18 protein-coding genes and 2 riboswitches are annotated in these 18,624 nt (G+C 46.7%); of the genes, 3 read left to right on the top strand and 15 right to left on the bottom strand.

Translation table 11 applies throughout. The features are described from left to right. Positions 1–206 precede the first annotated feature (206 nt). The 7 genes from BLQ53_RS02510 to metX form a co-directional block, all read right to left on the bottom strand. On the bottom strand, positions 207–1,076 hold the full coding sequence (locus BLQ53_RS02510) for a manganese catalase (RefSeq protein ID WP_093725657.1): 870 nt from the start codon (positions 1,074–1,076) through the stop codon (positions 207–209). A gap of 216 nt (positions 1,077–1,292) precedes the next feature. Continuing rightward, the gene (gene acsA, locus BLQ53_RS02505) at positions 1,293–2,978 is read right to left on the bottom strand and encodes an acetate--CoA ligase (protein ID WP_093725655.1); all 1,686 of its coding nucleotides are present in this window, start codon (positions 2,976–2,978) and stop codon (positions 1,293–1,295) included. Next, entirely contained in the window at positions 2,938–3,690 is a 753-nt protein-coding gene (locus BLQ53_RS02500; RefSeq protein ID WP_093725653.1) for an ABC transporter ATP-binding protein, read from the bottom strand. The genes acsA and BLQ53_RS02500 overlap by 41 nt, the downstream gene beginning before the upstream one ends. Before the next feature lie 16 nt (positions 3,691–3,706). Continuing rightward, positions 3,707–4,483, bottom strand: a complete 777-nt coding sequence (locus BLQ53_RS02495; RefSeq protein WP_093725651.1) for an ABC transporter permease — start codon at positions 4,481–4,483, stop codon at positions 3,707–3,709. 6 nt (positions 4,484–4,489) lie between these two features. Beyond that, positions 4,490–5,491, bottom strand: coding sequence for an aliphatic sulfonate ABC transporter substrate-binding protein (locus BLQ53_RS02490; RefSeq protein ID WP_093725649.1), 1,002 nt, complete (start codon positions 5,489–5,491; stop codon positions 4,490–4,492). Then, positions 5,484–7,274, bottom strand: coding sequence for a PLP-dependent aspartate aminotransferase family protein (locus tag BLQ53_RS02485; protein WP_093725647.1), 1,791 nt, complete (start codon positions 7,272–7,274; stop codon positions 5,484–5,486). The genes BLQ53_RS02490 and BLQ53_RS02485 overlap by 8 nt, the downstream gene beginning before the upstream one ends. 70 nt (positions 7,275–7,344) lie before the next feature. Then, a riboswitch (SAM riboswitch) is annotated at positions 7,345–7,454 on the bottom strand. Then, positions 7,453–8,523 carry a homoserine O-acetyltransferase MetX gene (gene metX, locus BLQ53_RS02480; RefSeq protein ID WP_093725645.1) on the bottom strand — a complete coding sequence of 357 codons (1,071 nt, stop codon included), beginning with the start codon at positions 8,521–8,523 and terminating at the stop codon, positions 7,453–7,455. (Overlaps the previous riboswitch by 2 nt.) Positions 8,524–8,598: 75 nt before the next feature. Beyond that, positions 8,599–8,711, bottom strand: a riboswitch (SAM riboswitch). Between the two features lie 652 nt (positions 8,712–9,363). Between metX and BLQ53_RS02475 the strand changes: the two genes are divergently transcribed. Both BLQ53_RS02475 and BLQ53_RS02470 read left to right on the top strand, forming a co-directional pair. After that, positions 9,364–10,575 carry an ammonium transporter gene (locus tag BLQ53_RS02475; protein ID WP_093725643.1) on the top strand — a complete coding sequence of 404 codons (1,212 nt, stop codon included), beginning with the start codon at positions 9,364–9,366 and terminating at the stop codon, positions 10,573–10,575. A gap of 19 nt (positions 10,576–10,594) precedes the next feature. Further along, a complete protein-coding gene (locus BLQ53_RS02470; protein WP_093725641.1) occupies positions 10,595–10,945 on the top strand; it encodes a P-II family nitrogen regulator in 351 nt (116 codons plus the stop codon). A 184-nt stretch (positions 10,946–11,129) separates the two neighbouring features. On the opposite strand, the gene BLQ53_RS02465 is transcribed toward BLQ53_RS02470, so the two are convergent. Further along, entirely contained in the window at positions 11,130–11,405 is a 276-nt protein-coding gene (locus BLQ53_RS02465) for a hypothetical protein (protein WP_093725639.1), read from the bottom strand. Between the two features lie 20 nt (positions 11,406–11,425). Next, positions 11,426–11,722 carry a hypothetical protein gene (locus tag BLQ53_RS02460; RefSeq protein ID WP_093725637.1) on the bottom strand — a complete coding sequence of 99 codons (297 nt, stop codon included), beginning with the start codon at positions 11,720–11,722 and terminating at the stop codon, positions 11,426–11,428. Positions 11,723–11,853: 131 nt separating this feature from the next. Between BLQ53_RS02460 and BLQ53_RS02455 the strand changes: the two genes are divergently transcribed. Continuing rightward, positions 11,854–12,408, top strand: a complete 555-nt coding sequence (locus tag BLQ53_RS02455) for a GNAT family N-acetyltransferase (protein ID WP_093725635.1) — start codon at positions 11,854–11,856, stop codon at positions 12,406–12,408. A gap of 28 nt (positions 12,409–12,436) precedes the next feature. Here the strand turns inward: BLQ53_RS02455 and BLQ53_RS02450 are convergent, their stop codons facing one another. The 6 genes from BLQ53_RS02450 to BLQ53_RS02425 all read right to left on the bottom strand — a co-directional run bounded on the left by BLQ53_RS02450 (position 12,437) and on the right by BLQ53_RS02425 (position 18,593). Then, positions 12,437–12,781 carry a cystatin-like fold lipoprotein gene (locus tag BLQ53_RS02450; protein WP_093725633.1) on the bottom strand — a complete coding sequence of 115 codons (345 nt, stop codon included), beginning with the start codon at positions 12,779–12,781 and terminating at the stop codon, positions 12,437–12,439. 56 nt (positions 12,782–12,837) lie between these two features. After that, complete coding sequence (locus tag BLQ53_RS02445; protein WP_342005071.1) at positions 12,838–13,122, bottom strand: holin; 285 nt, start codon at positions 13,120–13,122, stop codon at positions 12,838–12,840. A 109-nt stretch (positions 13,123–13,231) separates the two neighbouring features. After that, positions 13,232–14,068, bottom strand: a complete 837-nt coding sequence (locus BLQ53_RS02440; RefSeq protein ID WP_093725631.1) for a manganese catalase — start codon at positions 14,066–14,068, stop codon at positions 13,232–13,234. Between the two features lie 88 nt (positions 14,069–14,156). Continuing rightward, the gene (locus BLQ53_RS02435; RefSeq protein ID WP_093725629.1) at positions 14,157–15,362 is read right to left on the bottom strand and encodes an MFS transporter; all 1,206 of its coding nucleotides are present in this window, start codon (positions 15,360–15,362) and stop codon (positions 14,157–14,159) included. Between the two features lie 256 nt (positions 15,363–15,618). Continuing rightward, positions 15,619–16,812 (bottom strand): CaiB/BaiF CoA transferase family protein, encoded by a 1,194-nt coding sequence (locus BLQ53_RS02430; RefSeq protein WP_093725627.1) that lies wholly within the window; start codon positions 16,810–16,812, stop codon positions 15,619–15,621. A gap of 17 nt (positions 16,813–16,829) precedes the next feature. Next, entirely contained in the window at positions 16,830–18,593 is a 1,764-nt protein-coding gene (locus BLQ53_RS02425; RefSeq protein WP_093725625.1) for a thiamine pyrophosphate-binding protein, read from the bottom strand. Positions 18,594–18,624 lie beyond the last annotated feature (31 nt).

The following is an 18,624-nucleotide window of genomic DNA, read 5'->3' as shown; positions in this document are numbered from 1 at the left end:
AAGAACAAATTATCCGTAGTAGGCCTGGCATGCTTCATACCTCGTTTTGATTCGTTCTTAATCACTACAAAGAAAAAGATTGGATTGTGATCAGCCCGCAAAACAATACAGTGTGTCCCACCAGTCGTCAAAGTAACTGGTGAGATTAACTGTCAGAGAGCCAAGGATAATGAAACGACATCGCAGCATCATACCTTCTTTCTCCTTTAAGACTGGCCAGGTGGTTCCATTTTTCCTTTTCCTTGCTGAATGCGCATTTCCTCCGGCGCAGTTCCATGGAGATAAGGAGGACCAGGCTGCAGGAAAGGAATTTGTCCCATCGGCTTCGGAGCACCGTCATATTCAAATGTAGCTTGTCCATCAAAAGATGATCCATTAGCCCAGCGTCCACTCTTGCTTTCTTCCCCCTCAGAAAAGTTCATGAACGTATAAGATACTTCCTGCTTCTCCGCCTCTTGATTGAACGTACTCGGTACAATCGAACCTTGAGTGGATTCCAAATCTTCGATTGCTGCCATCCATTGATTCTGATGCATCGTATCTCTTGCAATAAGGAAGGAAAGCATATCCCTTACGCCAGGATCTGTCGTCATTTCATAAAGCCGGCAAACCTGAAGCCGTCCTTGTGATTCAGCATTAAGATTGGCACGGAAGTCTGCCAGCAAGTTACCGCTAGAAATAATGTATCGCGCATTCCAAGGATAACCCGAGCTATCATCGGCTCTTGCCCCTAAGCCACCCACAATGGCATGCTGTGGGTTCATCCCTCCGAGTACAGCTTCTACAACAGGATCTTTCGCTGCTTCATCTTGATCATGAGCCGGCGCCCCATCAAGCAACTGCGCAATCATGGTTGCTAGCATCTCCACATGTGCAATTTCCTCTGTTGCAATATCAAGGAGCATATCACGGTATTTCCCTTCGGCACGGCAGTTCCAGCCTTGGAACAAATACTGCATCATAACCGAAATTTCACCAAATTGACCCCCTAAGACTTCCTGCAGTTTCTTTGCATAAACTGGGTCAGGACGAGTTGGTTTGGCGTTATATTGCAATTGTTTGACATGATAAAACATGTGATGACCTCCTATAACGTTTCGTTTAGGTTTGTCCGAACACAAGCTATCTATTCCTTTAACAGGTACTTCTGTATACCTGATGCATCCGCCGCCAAATGTTCCATTTGCTGTCGGCAATGCCCTGAAAGTTTTTCAAGCTATGTCATGAGTTAGCACAAAACTTTATATCCAGTACTAGCCGTCCGTGTTATTTTCGCATTAAAAACGCCTTCCTCATTCGGAAGGCGTTTTTAATGCTAATTCTTTCTCCAATTCCCACTGCTTCAATTCCCGGCGCAGGATTTTTCCGCTGATTTGTGTTTTCGGCAGCTCGGCCATTACTTCTATTTCCCTCGGTGCTGCATGCGCGGCCAGATTTTTACGAACGAATAACCGCAATGATTCAAGCAGCTCTGGCGTTTCCTCATAGCCATCCCGCAACGTGATGAATGCTTTGACGATCTCTCCGCGCACAGGATCCGGTTTGCCGATTACACCGGCTTCTGCAACAGCAGGGTGCTCAATCAGCTTACTTTCCACTTCGAAAGGTCCGATACGCTCTCCGGAGGAATTGATCATGTCATCATTGCGTCCTTGGAAGAAGACATAACCATCTTCATCCTTCAATGCTAGGTCCCCGGAGATATACCATCCTGGATAGACGAAGTAACTATCATACTTTCCTCTATCGCCCCAAATATCCTGCATCAGACCAGGCCACGGAGTCTTGACGGCCAGCTGACCAATCGTATTGGGTGGCAATTCTTTGCCTTCTTCATCCAGGATGCCAACTTGGATACCTGGGAATGCACGGCCCATGGAACCAGGTTTAATAGGTTCTGATGGCAGGTTGACAATTATATGTCCGCCCGTTTCCGTCATCCACCATGTATCATGGATTCGCAGCTGCAAGTTATCCCAAGCCCATGTAATGACATCAGGGTTGAGCGGCTCTCCGACACTGAGGATATGGCGCAAGCTGGATAGATCATAGTCTTTATACAAATCGCCTTTTGCCTTCAGCAAACGAAAAGCGGTCGGCGCGCTGTACAGTGTCGTCACCTGTAAATCTTCAATGATTTTATACCAGGATTCTGCTTTGAAGCGTCCGCCTTGGATGACGATTGTCGCCCTGTTCAGCCACGGTGCGAACAAACCATAAACACTTCCTGTGACCCAGCCAGGATGGGATGTGCACCAATATACATCATCATCTTGGATATCCAGTACCCATTTACCTGACACAGCATGATGAATCAGAGAACGATGGACATGGAAAACGCCCTTGGGCTTCCCAGTCGAGCCGCTTGTGTAATGGATGAGCAGGCCATCTTCTTTGTCAACCCATTCCACGTCTCCTGAGATGGACGAATCTGGCTGCGCTGCATTCATATCTTCTATTAATAGAATCTTTTGCAAGGAAGGGATATCCTTTGCAGGAACCCGCTTGATCAAATCCTGATCTGTGATAAGCAAGGTGCCACCGCAATCATTGATACGATCCCGTACCGCATCTTCCATGAACGCTTCGAACAGCGGACCCGCAATGGCACCGATCCTGATCGTAGCCAAGATGGCAACATAGCATTCGGGATTCTTCGGAAGAAAGATGAAGACGCGGTCTCCTTTGGTTACACCATGTGAGCGAAGAACTTTTGCATAATGTTCGACTTTTTGCTGCAGTTCCCCAAATGTCAAACTGGATTCCAGCACCCCGTCCTTCACATAATGCAATGCAGTCTTTCCGCCATAACCTTCTGCTACATGGCGATCGACAGCTTCGTAGGAAGCGTTGCATTTACCATCTTTTCTGCCAAGCAGTTCTCCTTCAAGCGCTTTCCAGTCGTGACTGTTCACTGCCTCTTGATAGCTCGGCAGATTATGCTTTCTGTCCGATTTTGGTGACAAGGCTGTAGTCATATGTCTGTTCCTTCCCTTCCAGTAAATCTAGTATGTCTTCTTTCCATTTGCCAAGAGCTGCGCTGCCGCGGGAGCGCGGTCTTGATAGCGCTATTTTCAAATCCTTTGCCAATGTGGATGGTCTTCCTTGCAAAAGCAAGACACGATCGCTCAAATACAAGGCTTCGTCGATATCATGCGTCACAAGGATGATCGTCGTGCCGAATTCTTCCCAAATCCTCAAAAGGAGTTCCTGCAGCTGCATCTTTGTAAATGCATCCAATGCACTGAACGGTTCATCGAGCAGTAGAATATCAGGTTCCGTGACGAGTGCACGGGCGATGGCAGCTCGCTGCGCCATCCCTCCGGAAAGCTCACGAGGATATAGTTTTTCCGCTTCCTTCAGACCGACCAGCTCCAAATAACGGCGAGCTTTTTCTTCATTGGCTTTCCGATCGCCCTTCAAGCCGAAAGTGGCATTGGCTAACACCGTTTTCCATGGCAAGAGCCGCGGCTCCTGAAAGATAAACCCAACACGCTGGTCGGAAGCTATGGTGATATTTCCTTCATAATCCGGATCAAGACCAGCCAGCGCCCGCAGTACTGTACTTTTTCCGCAGCCGCTTGTACCGAGCAGGCTGACGATTTCTCCCTTTCCGACCGAGAAATTCACTTGCTGCAGAACTTGCTTTTCCCCAAAGCGCCTCCCCAGCTGAACCACTTGTAATGTCATGCTGATTCCTCCCTTGTCATTTCGCTAGTGCTGTATCCTGCCAATGAAGCGATCGCTTCTGTATGAGCTTCAACACCCAATCCGTCAATTTTCCAAGCAGGGCAAACAGGAAAATACTGGCAATAATCACATCGGGGGCGTATGTGTTCTGCCCTAAAATAAGCAGATAACCGAGCCCTTGGCTGGCCCCCATGATTTCCGCCGCAACAACGAACATCCAGCCCAGTCCGAGACCGCTCCGCAAACCGGTCAGGAATGAAGGCAATGATGCAGGAAGGATGATCCTTCTTACAAGCGCTACACCGTCCAGTCCATACATCCTGCCTACTTCAATCAGTTTACGATCCACGCCGCGGATACCATCGACGATATTCAAGTAAACAGGGAAGAATACGCCAACTGCGATCAATGTCACTTTCGATGTTTCACCGATCCCCATCCAAAGGATGAATAAAGGAACCCATGCCAGAGATGGAATCGAACGGAATGCTTGGATCAGCGGATCGAAAAATCGCTCTGCAAGTTCGGAATAACCTACAAGTGTCCCCAAAAGGATAGCAGCGGCTGTCCCGATGATGAAACCAATGAATAGGCGGTAAACGGTAAGTAATACATGATCCTGCAATGTACCGTCCTGCAAATAAGTAATGATCGTTGACAGAATGGCACTAGGCGCAGGTAGCTGATAGGCAGGAATGACTCCTGCCCTGCTCAAGATTTCCCACGCTGCCAGTAAAAGAATCGGCAGCAATGAACCGAGCAGTACAGGATGTGTCCGTAATTTCTTCCACATAAATCATCATTCCTCTCCAAGTTCTTGCGCGAATTTCGGCTCGATATAACTATCAACCGTTTCCGCTACATCTTTGTTGCCTTTCCATAGATTCGCTTTTTCCAGAACAGCACCCGATGAATGCAGGATCTCCCGCTGGGTATCCCCTGGTACAGCTTCAGAGAAATCATTCCGTTCCAGCTGTTTTGCAGCTACTTCCTGGCTGATATTTGCTTCTTTGGCAACGATTTCAGCTGTCTCTTCCGGATTTTCTTCAATCCATGCTCTTGCTTTGTCATAAAGTTTCAAGACTTCCTTCACAGCTTCGGGATGATTTTCAGCGAATTCTTCCCGAACATTCAGGAAATTATATGTGTTGAAATCTTCGTTCCGATAAAATAATTGCGTGTCATTTTCCAGCTCCAGCTTTGCCATGTGGGGATCAAGACCGGCCCATGCATCCACATCGCCGGAAAGCAGGGCGCTTGCTCCATCGGCATGCTGCAAGTTGACGATTTCGACATCTTGTTCATCCAGACCAGCTTCCTGCAGGGAACGCTGGAGGAAAATATATGGATCAGTACCGACAGTGGCGGCTACTTTCTTTCCTTTCAGATCAGCGGGATCTTTAATGTCGCTATCTTTCGCTGTAACAAGTGCCGTCCATTCCGGCTTCGATGCCAAGTACACACCTTTGATCGGATTCCCATTCGCCTTGGCAAGCAAGGCAGCACTTCCTGCTGTGGAACCAAAGTCCACGCTGTTGCTATTAAGGAATTCAAGGGCCTTGTTACTTCCTTGGCTGAGTGTCCAAGTGACTTCAATGTCTTGATCTTTGAACGCTTCTTCTGCCCACCCTTTATTTTTTATCACCAAACTGGCCGGGGAATAGTAAGCATAATCCAAGCGAATCTGTTTTAAATCGCCCGATGCACTGCTTGAGTTCCCGCAAGCAGTGAGAAAGACGATGACAAAAACACTGAGTAAAGCCAGTAAACTTCTTTTATCTATAAGGGGAATCTTATTCATCAATTGCTACTCCTTTATCATCCAGTTCACATGCATAGGTGCTGATCGTTCCGCGCAGTCGCTGTGCTTCTTTATAGGTGCAGCGGTTATGGACAACTTCCAATCCCGCTTCACGCGTAATCGCAGCTGCTTCTTCAGAAACGACACCTTCCTGCAGCCAGAATATTCCCGGACGAACCTCTGCTGCTTCCTTGGCCAGCTCTACAGCTGCTTCCGGACTGCGGAAAATCTGAGCGATATCGATTTTCTCTGGTACGCTTTTCAGGTCCGGATAAGCTTTTTCTCCTAGAACAGTTGTTTCAGCAGGGTTTACCGGTATGATCTTGTAGCCGAGCCGCTGCATTTTCCGAGCCAATCGGTTGCTTGGACGCTGCTCTTTGCTGCTCAGTCCCACTACTGCTATTGTCTTTTGACGGCCCTGGGCATCCGTTGCACCGCCAAGCACTTCCCGGATGACAGCTTCATCATTGATGACGATCTTTCGTGACTCCGAACGGATTCCAGTAGCCTTCTCCAATGCACGATCCAAGTCGTGGATGAGATCATCGACTGATTCGATTCCAACAGACAACCGGACCAATTCCTCTTTTACTCCGGTAGCTGCCAATCCTTCGGCATCTAGCTGCAAATGTGTAGTGGATGCAGGATGGATGATCAATGATTTAGCATCACCGACATTGGCAACATGCGACCAAAGCGCAACATTATTGATCAATGCAGCACCCGCTTCCCTTCCGCCTTTGATACCAAAGTTGACAATGGAACCAGCACCAGCAGGAAGCACCCTTTTTCCGATTTCATAGGAAGGATGGCTGCTGAGTCCCGGATAAGCAACCCAATCGACTGCTGGATGCTGTTCTAGATAATTTGCCAACTTTTCGGCATTTTGTACATGGCGTTCCACGCGCAAATGCAATGTCTCCAAACCTTGGATGAGCTGCCATGCATTGAATGGGCTAAGTGCAGCACCTAAATCGCGCAGTAATTGGACACGCAGTTTCGTGCTGAAAGCAAGTGTACCGAAATCGAATGCGTAGCGGATACCGTTGTAGCTTGGATCAGGCTCCGTAAAAGTCGGAAATTTCGGTGAATTCCAATCAAACCGGCCTCCGTCAACAATCAATCCACCTATGGAAGTACCGTGACCGCCGATCCATTTTGTCGCACTGTGGACGACAATATCCGCACCAAGTGTTATTGGCTTGCTTAAAATTGGTGTAGCGAACGTACTGTCGACAATGAGCGGAATTCCCGCATCATGCGCCACCTCCGCCACTGCTTCCACGTCGAGTACATGCAGACTCGGATTTCCGATGATTTCCGCGAAAACAGCTTTGGTTTTATCTGTGATTGCCGCACGGAATGCTTCCGGATCAGTTGGATCGACGAATTTGACAGTGATTCCATAGCGTGGAAGTGTTGTTTGGAAAAGGTTGTACGTTCCTCCATACAAGTTGGTTGCCGCCACGATTTCATCTCCAGCGCCTGCCAGATTGAGAATGCTGTAGCTGATTGCTGCCATGCCAGATGCAACACCGACTGCTGCGACACCATCTTCCAGCAATGCAATCCGTTTTTCCAAAACATCCACGGTAGGGTTGCCGATTCGGGAATAGATATTTCCTGGCTCATCCAGCGCGAATAGACGCTCTGCGTGATCTGTATCATGGAACAAGTAAGAAGTTGTTTGGTAAAGTGGCACCGCTCTTGAACCTGTCGTCGGATCTGGTGCTTGCCCGCCATGCAATGCTAGTGTTTCTGCTTTGTATACTTGATTTGTCATTTTGTCATTCCTCCAGTTTATATAATGAAAAAGCAGCCTCCGGTAAGAAGCTGCTGCATATGCACAAAACTCCTTATCTCCCAAACTTTCTGTTTGCTGGATGTAGCACCTTAAAAGCAATTGCCGCTTACAGGTTGCCGGGTTTCATCGGGCCAGTCCCTCCACCTCTCTTGATAAGTCAATATGAAATTTTCATTGGCTGCTCCAGAACATCACGGATATGGTGTCCCCACTTCTCAAACTCCAGCAGAAAACCATCATGTCCATAGATTGTATCCACATCTACGTGCCGGGCACTCGGCACTGCCGCTGCAAAACGCTTTATCTCTTCCGGCGGAAACAGCAGATCTCTCGAAAATCCGAATGTCAGCACAATTGCCTTTATTTTTTGGGCAGCTGCCTGCCATCCACCTCTTTCCCTGCCGATATCGTGACTGTTCATCGCTTGTAATAAGGTCATATAGCAATTGGCATCAAAGCGAGCAACAAGTTTTTCCCCTTGATAATTCAAGTACGACTCCACCTCATAAGCTGCATCATCTTTTCCGGAGGCAGCTCGGCGGAAACGTTCATTATATTGATGATCGGAACGGTAAGTAAGCATCCCTACCATCCGCGCTAGGCCGAGACCAGCTGCAGGTAATCTGTCTGCAGTATAGTATCCATCGTTCCAGTTTGGATCGGAGGTAATGGCTGTCTTAGCCAAATGATTATACGCAATCGCATAATCACTCACAAAGGGGGTTGCTGCGAGCGGAATCAGCACATCCATAAAATCAGGATACATAACCCCCCATTCCATAACTTGCATTCCTCCCAATGATCCGCCGATCACCGCCTTTAAATGAGAGATTTCTAGTTTCTCCAATGCAAGACGTTGAACCGAAACCATGTCCCGAATCGTTATTTCCGGAAAAGCTGCTGCATACCTGTCACCTGAAACTGGATTCATCGACAGGGCACTTGTTGTCCCATTGCATCCGCCCAGTACATTGAATGTCATGACTTGATATCGGTCGGTATCGATGTAACCTTCCGGCTGCAGCAACCCATTCCACCATCCAGGTGCTGTATCCGTTCCGATTGCAAACTGATCACCTGTCAATGCATGACAGACAAGCACCATTTCTCGCGAGGCGGGTCCGCTTCTTTCATAGGTCACCTCGACATTTGATAAGATATCGCCTGATTCAAGCTCGAAATCCCCGATGAGAAGTTTGCCAGTTTGGTATGACTGTTGTAAATTCATGTTCCGTAAGCTTCCTCCCCTCAACTAAAAAAACCACCCTGAGAGGACAGGGTGGCAATATGTACCGACATGTCTCTCTCATCTCTAAAGCGCTATACGCACTTTCAGGAATTAGCACCTTAAAAGCATTGCTGCTTGCAGGTTGCCGGGCATCATCGGGCCAGTCCCTCCGCCTCTCTTGATAAGAGCTTGCTATTTATTTGTTAACAGGATTGTAGCATGGGGTAAATTATGAGTCAACTATAAATTCTGAAATTTCCATTTATGCTGTGATTATCCCTAGAAATTTGGACGCCCCGCATCAGCTAATGCCAATGCGGGGCTAAAATGTAACTTTTCTATTGTGAGTTGAGGATACCTAATACATCCTCATGCCGCGGTACTTGTTCCACATGGTAGTTTTCACTTATACGATGCAATCCCTACCTCTATTGCATCCTCACGGCTCCTTGGCCGTTCCAGTCTGAATAAGTACTTCTAATTAAAACTATAGCAGAATGCCATTGATCTTCGATAAAGTTACTCAAACATCGAAGACGTTAACTATCTTATCACGCTTTACAGTTATTGTCAAACTTCCGATGTAGTACTTCTCCGCAGCTATCTATCTATTCCCGTTATAAAGTGGTGCAAACCACCCCAAAATTCCCATCCTTCTAAAACTCGGTCCCGTTTTAGTAACGCTTTATAACAAAGAAGCTCAAAAACACTTACAATTTTTGGTCAGAAATATTCACGTAAGATAACCTGACAACTTTGTTACATTTTTTTGTCTGGCACTTATAATGAAAAAAGATTTAAATTTTCAAACAATGAAGAAACACACAGGGGGTAGAGAAAATGGATATGACTAATACGGTATTCATGTTTGTCGCAACCGTCTTGGTATGGTTGATGACACCAGCACTCGCACTCTTCTACGGCGGGTTGGTAAGAAGTAAAAATGTGCTTAGCACAGCAATGCACAGTTTCACGACGATGGCGATTGTGTCGATCATCTGGATCATCGTCGGCTTTTCGCTGGCGTTCTCACCAGGTAACGGAATTATTGGCGGATTGGATTTTTTCGGGCTGCATAATGTCGGCTTCGAACCGAATGAAGGGCACACCATTCCATTCAATTTATTCATGATGTTCCAAATGACATTCGCGATCCTGACAACTGCCATCGTGTCTGGTGCTTATGCAGAACGTATTCGTTTTCCAGCATTCATTCTTTTTACGGTTCTATGGGTCCTCATCGTCTATTCCCCGCTTGCACATTGGGTATGGGGCGGTGGCTGGATTGCGGAAATGGGCGCACTTGATTTTGCAGGCGGTAACGTTGTCCATATTTCCTCCGGTCTTGCAGGGTTGGTCGTTGCGATTGTCATCGGCAAACGTAAAAATGCTGGCACCACTGCACCGCATAACTTGATTTTCACCTTGATCGGCGGCGCGCTGCTTTGGTTCGGCTGGTTTGGATTCAATGTCGGCAGTGAACTTGCTTTCGATGATGTCGCAATGTATGCCTTTATCAACACGAATACCGCAGCTGCAGCTGGTGTACTTGGCTGGATGATCATCGAATGGGTGGTCAACAAAAAACCCACATTACTGGGCGCTGTATCCGGTGCGATTGCGGGCCTTGTCGCCATCACCCCCGCTGCTGGCTTCGTCTCCCCGCTTTCCAGTATTCCGATCGGCTTGATTGGCGGCATCGTCTGCTTCTGGGGTGTCGGTTGGCTGAAGCAGAAGCTAGGTTACGATGATGCACTTGACGCCTTTGGACTGCATGCAGTGGGCGGTACCTGGGGCGGCATCGCAACCGGCTTGTTTGCAAGTGACTCCATTAACGCAATTGTCGAACACAACGGTCTTTTCTACGGCGGCGGTATTGATCTATTATGGAGACAGGTAGTAGCCATCATTGCAACATTTGCCTTTGTCGGCATTGTGACATTCATCCTGATTACAATCGTTAACCTCATCTTCAAGGCACGTGCAACCGATGAAGAAGAAGCAAAAGGTCTGGATCTGACGATGCACGGCGAACGCGCCTATCAGGATTAATCTAAAGGAGGAACGGTATATGAGTGACATGTTCAAGGTTGAGATTATCACAAGGAGCTCAGCGGATCTTGAAGCTTTCAAAATGAAAATGGCAGAAATCGGGGTATCCGGCATGACCTTCTCCCATGTGCAAGGCTGCGGCCTGGAGGAAGGCTATACCGAGTTATATCGAGGCGTAAAGAAAGTCCAGAACGTGTTCGATAGGCTGAAAGTGGAAATCGTCGTCAGCTCTGTTCCCGTCGATGACGTCACCAAAGCTGCCGCCAGCATACTCCATACCGGCAAAGCAGGCGATGGAAAGATATTCGTCTATCCGATTCAGCAAACGATTGATATCAATACAGGAAAACAAGGTCCGGCTGCCTTGTGACAGAAGCGCCACTTTATCGTGGTGCTTTTTCTATGTAAAAAGCCAGCCTGTAACAGGCTGGCTAGGAGAAGAACGTGAGTAGACAAGTAACACTGAGATATTTGTTTGCATAGGATGTTGCGGAAGGCTGTAGAGCAATCCCGCCTTTAGCTGGAAGCACTGGCGGGAGGGCTCCTGCGCTATTTTATTCTAGATGATAGATTTTGGCAGTGCCTGGATCATTATGATAGGAATTGCGATCATCATCTACAAGCTTTTTCAGTCTCTTCAGAGCACTCTCGAATTCATGTTCCGACAACTTGTTCGTCGCGCGCAGCGAGCAGAGCATCGCATATGCAATCGGCATTGTATTCACTTCCATGATGATATCCACATCGGCGTTACCGCTATGGGCAACACTGGATTTTGTACTGTAACCAGTGCTTTTGAATGGATTTTCATATTTTCTCAGATTACTCATTGTTCTTCTCCTTTCTTTAATTATCTACCGTATTTTTTGCGTTTGCCGTGGCCGTTGTGGCCGCCGTTATCGTCGTCATCTTCGCTATCTTGCTCACTGTCTACTTTGGACTTAGCGTTGACGTAAGAGTTACCGCTTTTGTAAACTTCCGCATAGTTGTAGTTGAAGTTGTAGTTTTTGGATTTGCTTTCACTATCACTTTCACTTTCGGACTTCACATGATTTTCCCATTCAAAACCTTCATCGCGATGTTTATCGTAGCTCATAGACTGATTTCCTCCTTCATATTTGTTCTTCTTGTCGTGTCTTTCTCCCATCTGCCTTACCTCCTTCGTTTTGTATTTGTCTTACAGTTATAAGCTATGCTCCGAAAAGGATTGTGTATGGTCAAAGTGTCCGGGGGCAAACATGGAATTTGATGATATAGTGAAAGGAGGAGGTGTTCAGGATGCTATTCGATTTTCAATCCTGCGCTGATGGCGTGTTGGTGCGGCCGCTGCGCAAAGGAGATTATTCCAAATGGTTCAGCGGCTTCAGCAGACGCAAGCTGTCACAGCATACCCATGATTCAGGTCTGCTTGATATGACCGTATGTACAGACTCTTGGTTTTCCGATTTAGTGGACAAGCATCAGCGGTTGGCGGCCGAAGACAAAGCATATGTTTTCGCTGTCTTCAAGGAAGCGGATGGTTCCCATCTTGGCATGATCGATTTTTCCACCTTGGCGCGAGATGACTTTCAATGGGGAAGGATCGGCTATACAATTCATAATCAGTACTGGGGAAATGGCTATGGCAAGGCTGCTGTACGTATGGCATTGGATATCGGAGCATCCAAGCTCCATTATCAGCGAATCGAAGCACATATCAATTTGGATAACCCGCAATCAATCGCCCTAGCCAAAAGTGTCGGTATGCGTTTTGAATGCATACGCAAAGGTTTTATTTTTGAAAACGGTCAGTGGACAGATCACCTTGTTTTCGTTCATACGGCACAAAAATGACGGGCTTCTGCTGAAGCCCGCCGAAACTTTATCTATTTTCCTCTTCATATTCCCTTGTCAGGTTCCGTGCTCCTTCCGGCATTTCATCATGCCGCTCATAGGTGCCGCCATCCAATTCTTCATATACAGCTTGCCGCTCCTCTCCATTTGCATCATCATAACGGATTTGAACATAACCGCCATCTGCATATACATAGAAATTTGCATTCTTTCGTTTCAGCTCTACTTCTCCTTGATCAGAAAGATGCTGATTCTCCAGATCGATTACCTGTTCGATTTCCGAATCGTACTGAGATCCTAATGGCCTCAATGCCAGGAATAGCAGTATAAATATGATTGGGATGATGATCAGCAGCTTTTTCTTCTTATTCATGGTTTGACCTCCAACAGCGTTTTACTATTCCTTAGCCTGAATGGGGCTTTTTTAAACTATTTGTCCGGCGGAGGTTTTCTTGAGAAGAGTGTATTATACAGACCAGTGCTGGCCAGCCCGGCTATTCCGCCTGCCCAAAGCCGGGCAGCAAGCTCAAAATCTGTAAACGGGTAAGCAGCGGCGCCCAGGAGTGCACCGACAACGACACTAAGGATAGCATGATAAGGCACAAGTCGGGGAAAGCTCCGTTTCAGCAGTTCCATCATCGCAGTCACTATCGGAGCGAGGATCGTCGCAAATACAAGCACTTGATACATTGTTTCATTTTGAATCGGATCCATGCGTCACACCTCCTTCTCATAGTGCATACTATGCGGACAAGAAGGGAAGTGCATTTGATATTGACCCACCAGAAAAAGACGTACAAGCTGTACCTGTACGTCAGACTGTTCACATCATCGATTTTGGCGGCATCGTATCATGATACAGGAACGGGGCCGGTTTGAGTTTAGGCGCTCCCGCAAACGGTTCAGGCTCAGCCACATAATTGAATTGACCTCTGCCATCCATACTCGGTCCGCTTGCCCAACGGCCTTTTGAGCTGGCATCCCCGCGCGAGAAGTTAAATAATGTATATGCTACTTCTCCCTTTTCAAGTTTCCTCGGGAATGTTGTCGGTACCACGATGTCCCCTTCTCTTTCCTCCAATTCCTTGATGGCAGCAACCCACTGATTCTGATGCATGGTATCACGCGCTATCAAGAAAGAAAGCATATCACGTACACCCGGATCATCTGTCATTCCATACAAGCGTGTCACTTGCAGGCGCCCTTGGGACTCGGCATTCAAGTTGGCCCGGAAGTCCGCAAGAAGATTCCCGCTGGAGATAATGTATTTGGCATTCCATGGATAACCTGCTGCGTCCGCTGCCATAGCTCCAAGACCTGCTACGATTCCATGCTGAGGATTCGTTCCACCCAAGATGGCATTCAATGCCGGATCCGTTTCATATGCATTTTTTTGATCCTCAAAAGGGGCATCATCCAACAATCTCGCGATCATGGTTGCAAGCATTTCAACATGTGCGATTTCTTCCGTGCCAGTATCAAAGAGGAGATCTCTATATTTATCATTAGATCTTGTGTTCATCCCTTGCATCAAATATTGCATCATAACACTGATTTCACCATACTGCCCGCCTAACACTTCCTGCAGTTGCCTGGCAAATACGGGATCCGGCTTAGATGGCTTGGCATGATATTGTAATTCTTTGATGTGATAAAACATGTTTCATCCATCCTTTCGATTTTATCCAACGCAGAATTATATGAACATCGAAAGGAAAGTATGCCTAAGCTATCTGCAAGGGCGGTATTCAATTTTCCAATACTGATTCCTTCAGCTTTTTACCTTTCCATTTAAAAGTTATCACCAGACCGAAAAGCAAAATTACGGCAGAGAACAAATACGGATAATGAATATCGATATCGAAAAGTATTCCTCCCAGCGCCGGACCGATTATATTGCCCAAGCTTGTATAAGTTGAATTCATGCCAGCTACAAATCCTTGCTCCTTACCTGCAGTTCTGGAGAGGAATGTTGTCAAGGCAGGACGCAATAAATCAAATGCCAGGAAAATGAAGCAGGTTACGGCTAACACTGCGACAAAGCTGGAAATCAATGTCGATGCGATCGCTAAAATACCGCCTATTATCAAACATGATTGTATCAGCATCTTCTCACCCATCAGATCGACCATTTTCCCAAATAACAGTACCTGTACAATGACACCGAAAATCGAACTGATCGTTATAATCATCGCTATATCCTTTGGTGTAAAGCCGAACTTATGATCGGAAAACAAACTGAATACCGTTTCATAGGCAGATAATCCAAAAGCGAGTACAAATACAATGAAAAACGCAATGAAGTAAATGGGGTGCAATGATTTTTTCAAGTCACCGACAAAACTGGTCCTTTTTTTATTTTCTGCGATTTCAGCTAGCTGTTCCTTGGACAGAGGTTCTTTCAGTATGAAAATAGATAGGAAGCAGGCTAAAAAGGCAATGACCGCAGCAACATAAAAAGGCATGCGAATACCATATTCAGCAATATAACCACCAAGACCTGGCCCGATGATAAAACCTGTGCTAATTGCAGCGGAAATATATCCCATTGCTTTCGGTCGTTCTTTATTCGTAGTGATATCGGCTACATATGCTGTAACACCAGGCATGATGAAAGAAGCACTGATGCCTCCCAGAATCCTTGAGAGATAAAGCAGCCAAACATGCGTCGATAAACCGAAAAGCAGCTCAGAAACAGCGAAAAGAAACAACCCCGCTGTAATAAGCTTCTTTCTTCCGTAACGATCCACCCATCGGCCGGCGAACGGAGACATAATTAATTGCGCACCAGCAAAGGCAGCGACAAGGTACCCCATCGTCTTGCCTGATAAGTGCATGATATCCATAAAGGACGGCATAACTGGAATGATTAGACCCATCCCTAAAAAGGCGATGAACAAATTACTTAATAAAATTATCAATACCGACTTTTGTTCTTTTATTGACTTCTTCAAAATTCATTTCTCCTTCTGCAGGGGAACTACAGCTAGAGCATATTAGACATGTATGCTTTTCAGTCAGCATCATTCACCAAAAGTTAAGTTTACTTAATCAATATATTTTTTATTATAATTGTTTCCCTTACTTTGTAAAGCCATCAAAGGAATTAAAAAAATAAAACAGCAAGGATGGCAAACTGCCTTATCCTTGCTGATCGTGCCTCGGTTCTGTTTATCTTTAACCCGCTATACTATTGATAAACTAGAGTTGTTATATTACGCCATTTTGTTTCAACGTCTCTATCTCCACAAGGGAATAACCTAAGCCCTCCAAAATTTCTTCATTATGCTCCCCCAAATCCGGTGCAATCGACCGGATACTGCCTGGTGTCTTCTCAAATTTGGGAACAATACCGGGTACTTTGATGGCTCCAAGCCGAGGATGCTGCACTTCTACAATGTTTTCACGTGCCTGATAGTGCTCATTTGCAAATATATCAGCTATGCTGAGCACCGGACTGATTGGCACACCGAATTCATCCAGCTTTTTCAATAACGCTTCCCGCGGATGATTGCTGATCCAATCGGCAACAATTTGATTGATTGCTTCATTATTTTCCAGTCGGCTTGCGTTCGTATGGAAATGCGGGTCTGTCAGTAAATCAGCGCGGTTCATTGCAGCTGCCAGGCGATTGAAGGTTGTATCAGTGCTCGTAACCAGCACGACCCAATGCTCATCCTTCGTTTTGAAGGTTCCGGAGGGGGACGAATGTCCTGCTAAACCAGGGGAACGTTCACGAATTTTTCCGAGCTGATCGTATTCGGCCACGAGAAATTCCATCATGCGAAAAACCGACTCATAAAGTGCGACATCTATCATCTGCCCAGCCCCGGATGTATTTGTATCACGGTGATACAGCGCTGTAACAGCGGCAAAGGCCACATAGATTCCGCAAATATAATCCGTTAAGGAAAATGGCGGACTGACCGGGTGCCGGTCGGTGAATCCTTGTAAATACGTGTAGCCGCTGAATGCTGTGGCAGGGGTCCCGAAGCCGGCCTTTTCCCGGTATGGTCCAGTCTGCCCATAGCCAGAAACACGAATCATGATTAAATCTGGATTGATTTCTTTTAAGACATCATAGCCGACGCTCCATTTTTCCAGTGTCCCAGGGCGGAAATTCTCGATGAGGATATCATGCGTCGCAGCAAGCTTTTTCATAATTTCCACACCTGCTGCTTTATGCAAATCCAGCGTCAATGATTTTTTATTCCGTGACAAACCGGGCCAGCGTAATGGCTCATCACCCTTGAATGGACCGACACTTCTTGACGTATCTCCTCTTCCTGGAATTTCAACTTTTGTAACTTCCGCACCAAAATCCCCGAGCAATGCAGTTCCGAATGGTGCTGCGATCATGGTGGAAACGTCCAGCACTTTCACACCCTCTAAAGGTGTTGGCATGATCTTCTCCTCCCTTCTTAAGGAATGCTCACATGTGACTTATCGTCATCAGGAGAATATATATCATTGATATTCCACTTTCCGTCTGTCGGAACTGGCTCATTTTTCATCGCTACATCGATTACTACCGGTTCATTTGCGGCAATTGCTTCTTTCAGCACACCTTTGAATTGTGCAGCGGATTCTATTTTGATTCCTTTGATGCCATATCCTTTGGCGATGGCAGCAAAATCCGGTGTATAACTTTCGCCATCTGCCTGGAATCGTGTGCCATAGGTTGTATCGTAATGTGCCATTTCCAGACCAGCGATAGTACCAAACGCACTATTATTCATGACAACCCAAACAACCGGGATATTTTCTTCTTTTGCTGTGGCGAGCACAGACGGATTTTGTCCGAATCCGCCATCACCAATCAACGACACCACCACTTTGTCCGGTGCGGCTATTTTTGCCCCGATTGCTGCAGAACTGCCGAAGCCCATTGTAGCAAAACCACCCGGTGTCAAAATGGATCCTGGTGTGTAAATAGGGAACTGCTGCCCAACGCCATTTTTATTCCAGCCTACATCCGTTGTAAGATATGCATCCCGCGGCAGGACATCACGCACCTCAGCCAAGATACGCTCTGGTTTCATCGGGAAGGAAGTGCTGCTCACATTTTTAGAAATGCTCTCCCGAAGTGATTGGCGATAGTTTACGATTGCTTCTCTTAATTGCTCGTTTCGGTCAATACCATCTGGATACAACCGCTTTGCCACACGATTCAATGTGATGAAGGCTTTTTTCAAGTCAGCAACTGCGCCAATTTCAGCAGGATAATTGCGTCCAATCTCGTTTGGGTCGATATCGATATGAATCAATTTTGTTTTCGGGAAATCGAAAGTTACGTTATCATACCAAGAGCTTGAATCGGCTTCTGAAAAACGCGTACCCGCTCCGAAAAGATAATCAGCATTTTTCGTTTGCTCATTGATGAATTTTGTTCCCCAAAAGCCAGTCATGCCAAGTGCCAACTCATGATCATCAGGCAATGCTCCTTTTCCCATCAAGGAATGGGCGACCGGAATATTCAGATGCTCGGCAAATTCCCGCAGCTCGCGCGTGGCATCAGCCAATACGACACCGCCACCGGCATACAGAACCGGACGCTCTGCTTTTGCCAGTTTCTCTACGATGCATGCTGCCGTTTCTTCATCCAATGAAGGTTTTTCCACCACCTGGATATGATGATCCAACAGTCTGAAAGCCTCTTCCTCGATTTTCGTCGAGAATATATCCATCGGCACCGAAATAAGGACAGGGCCTGGGCGGCCGCTTTCTGCCAGCTGGAATGCTTTTTGAAGGATTTCTGGAAAAAGCTCTGCCTGATCAACGCGCCATGCTCGTTTGACGAACGGACGGTAAATTTCATATTGAGCGCCGTCAGCGTGCATATTCACTTCCTGGTGAGGATGCTTCCCGTAGTAGTAACTTGGTACGTCGCCTGCAATGACTACCATAGGTATCGAATCCAAAGCCGCATTGGCAACACCGGTTGCGGCATTCGTCAAACCGGGCCCTAAATGACTCAGTACTACTGCTGCCTTTTTTGTCACCCTGGCGTACCCATCCGCTGCATGTGCCGCGATTTGCTCATGGCGCACATTGATGAATTTGATCGAGCTTTTTTCCAATTCAGCCAGCACTGCGATATTGGTATGGCCGCACAAACCGAAGATATGCTTTACACCGCGGGATTCCAGGTATTTGACTAACTGCGCCGAAATCAGTTTTTTCATGATAAAGTACCCTCCTAGCTCTTTGTGTCCT

The organism is Terribacillus halophilus, from assembly GCF_900101385.1.
In the GTDB taxonomy this organism is placed as follows: Bacteria; Bacillota; Bacilli; order Bacillales; family Amphibacillaceae; genus Terribacillus; species Terribacillus halophilus.
The sequence above is the reverse complement of the archived record's forward strand: the minus strand, read 5'-3'. Positions and strand labels throughout refer to the sequence as shown.

Excerpts from the sequence above, each read along its gene's own strand:
- BLQ53_RS02455 (WP_093725635.1), top strand. The coding sequence starts at position 11,854 with ATGCTATTCGATTTTCAATCCTGCGCTGATGGCGTGTTGGTGCGGCCG.
- metX (WP_093725645.1), bottom strand. The coding sequence starts at position 8,523 with ATGAATTTACAACAGTCATACCAAACTGGCAAACTTCTCATCGGGGAT.
- BLQ53_RS02450 (WP_093725633.1), bottom strand. The coding sequence starts at position 12,781 with ATGAATAAGAAGAAAAAGCTGCTGATCATCATCCCAATCATATTTATA.
- BLQ53_RS02470 (WP_093725641.1), top strand. The coding sequence starts at position 10,595 with ATGAGTGACATGTTCAAGGTTGAGATTATCACAAGGAGCTCAGCGGAT.
- BLQ53_RS02445 (WP_342005071.1), bottom strand. The coding sequence starts at position 13,122 with ATGGATCCGATTCAAAATGAAACAATGTATCAAGTGCTTGTATTTGCG.
- acsA (WP_093725655.1), bottom strand. The coding sequence starts at position 2,978 with ATGACTACAGCCTTGTCACCAAAATCGGACAGAAAGCATAATCTGCCG.
- BLQ53_RS02485 (WP_093725647.1), bottom strand. The coding sequence starts at position 7,274 with ATGACAAATCAAGTATACAAAGCAGAAACACTAGCATTGCATGGCGGG.
- BLQ53_RS02465 (WP_093725639.1), bottom strand. The coding sequence starts at position 11,405 with ATGAGTAATCTGAGAAAATATGAAAATCCATTCAAAAGCACTGGTTAC.
- BLQ53_RS02490 (WP_093725649.1), bottom strand. The coding sequence starts at position 5,491 with ATGAATAAGATTCCCCTTATAGATAAAAGAAGTTTACTGGCTTTACTC.
- BLQ53_RS02495 (WP_093725651.1), bottom strand. The coding sequence starts at position 4,483 with ATGTGGAAGAAATTACGGACACATCCTGTACTGCTCGGTTCATTGCTG.
- BLQ53_RS02500 (WP_093725653.1), bottom strand. The coding sequence starts at position 3,690 with ATGACATTACAAGTGGTTCAGCTGGGGAGGCGCTTTGGGGAAAAGCAA.
- BLQ53_RS02475 (WP_093725643.1), top strand. The coding sequence starts at position 9,364 with ATGGATATGACTAATACGGTATTCATGTTTGTCGCAACCGTCTTGGTA.
- BLQ53_RS02440 (WP_093725631.1), bottom strand. The coding sequence starts at position 14,068 with ATGTTTTATCACATCAAAGAATTACAATATCATGCCAAGCCATCTAAG.
- BLQ53_RS02425 (WP_093725625.1), bottom strand. The coding sequence starts at position 18,593 with ATGAAAAAACTGATTTCGGCGCAGTTAGTCAAATACCTGGAATCCCGC.
- BLQ53_RS02460 (WP_093725637.1), bottom strand. The coding sequence starts at position 11,722 with ATGGGAGAAAGACACGACAAGAAGAACAAATATGAAGGAGGAAATCAG.
- BLQ53_RS02430 (WP_093725627.1), bottom strand. The coding sequence starts at position 16,812 with ATGCCAACACCTTTAGAGGGTGTGAAAGTGCTGGACGTTTCCACCATG.
- BLQ53_RS02510 (WP_093725657.1), bottom strand. The coding sequence starts at position 1,076 with ATGTTTTATCATGTCAAACAATTGCAATATAACGCCAAACCAACTCGT.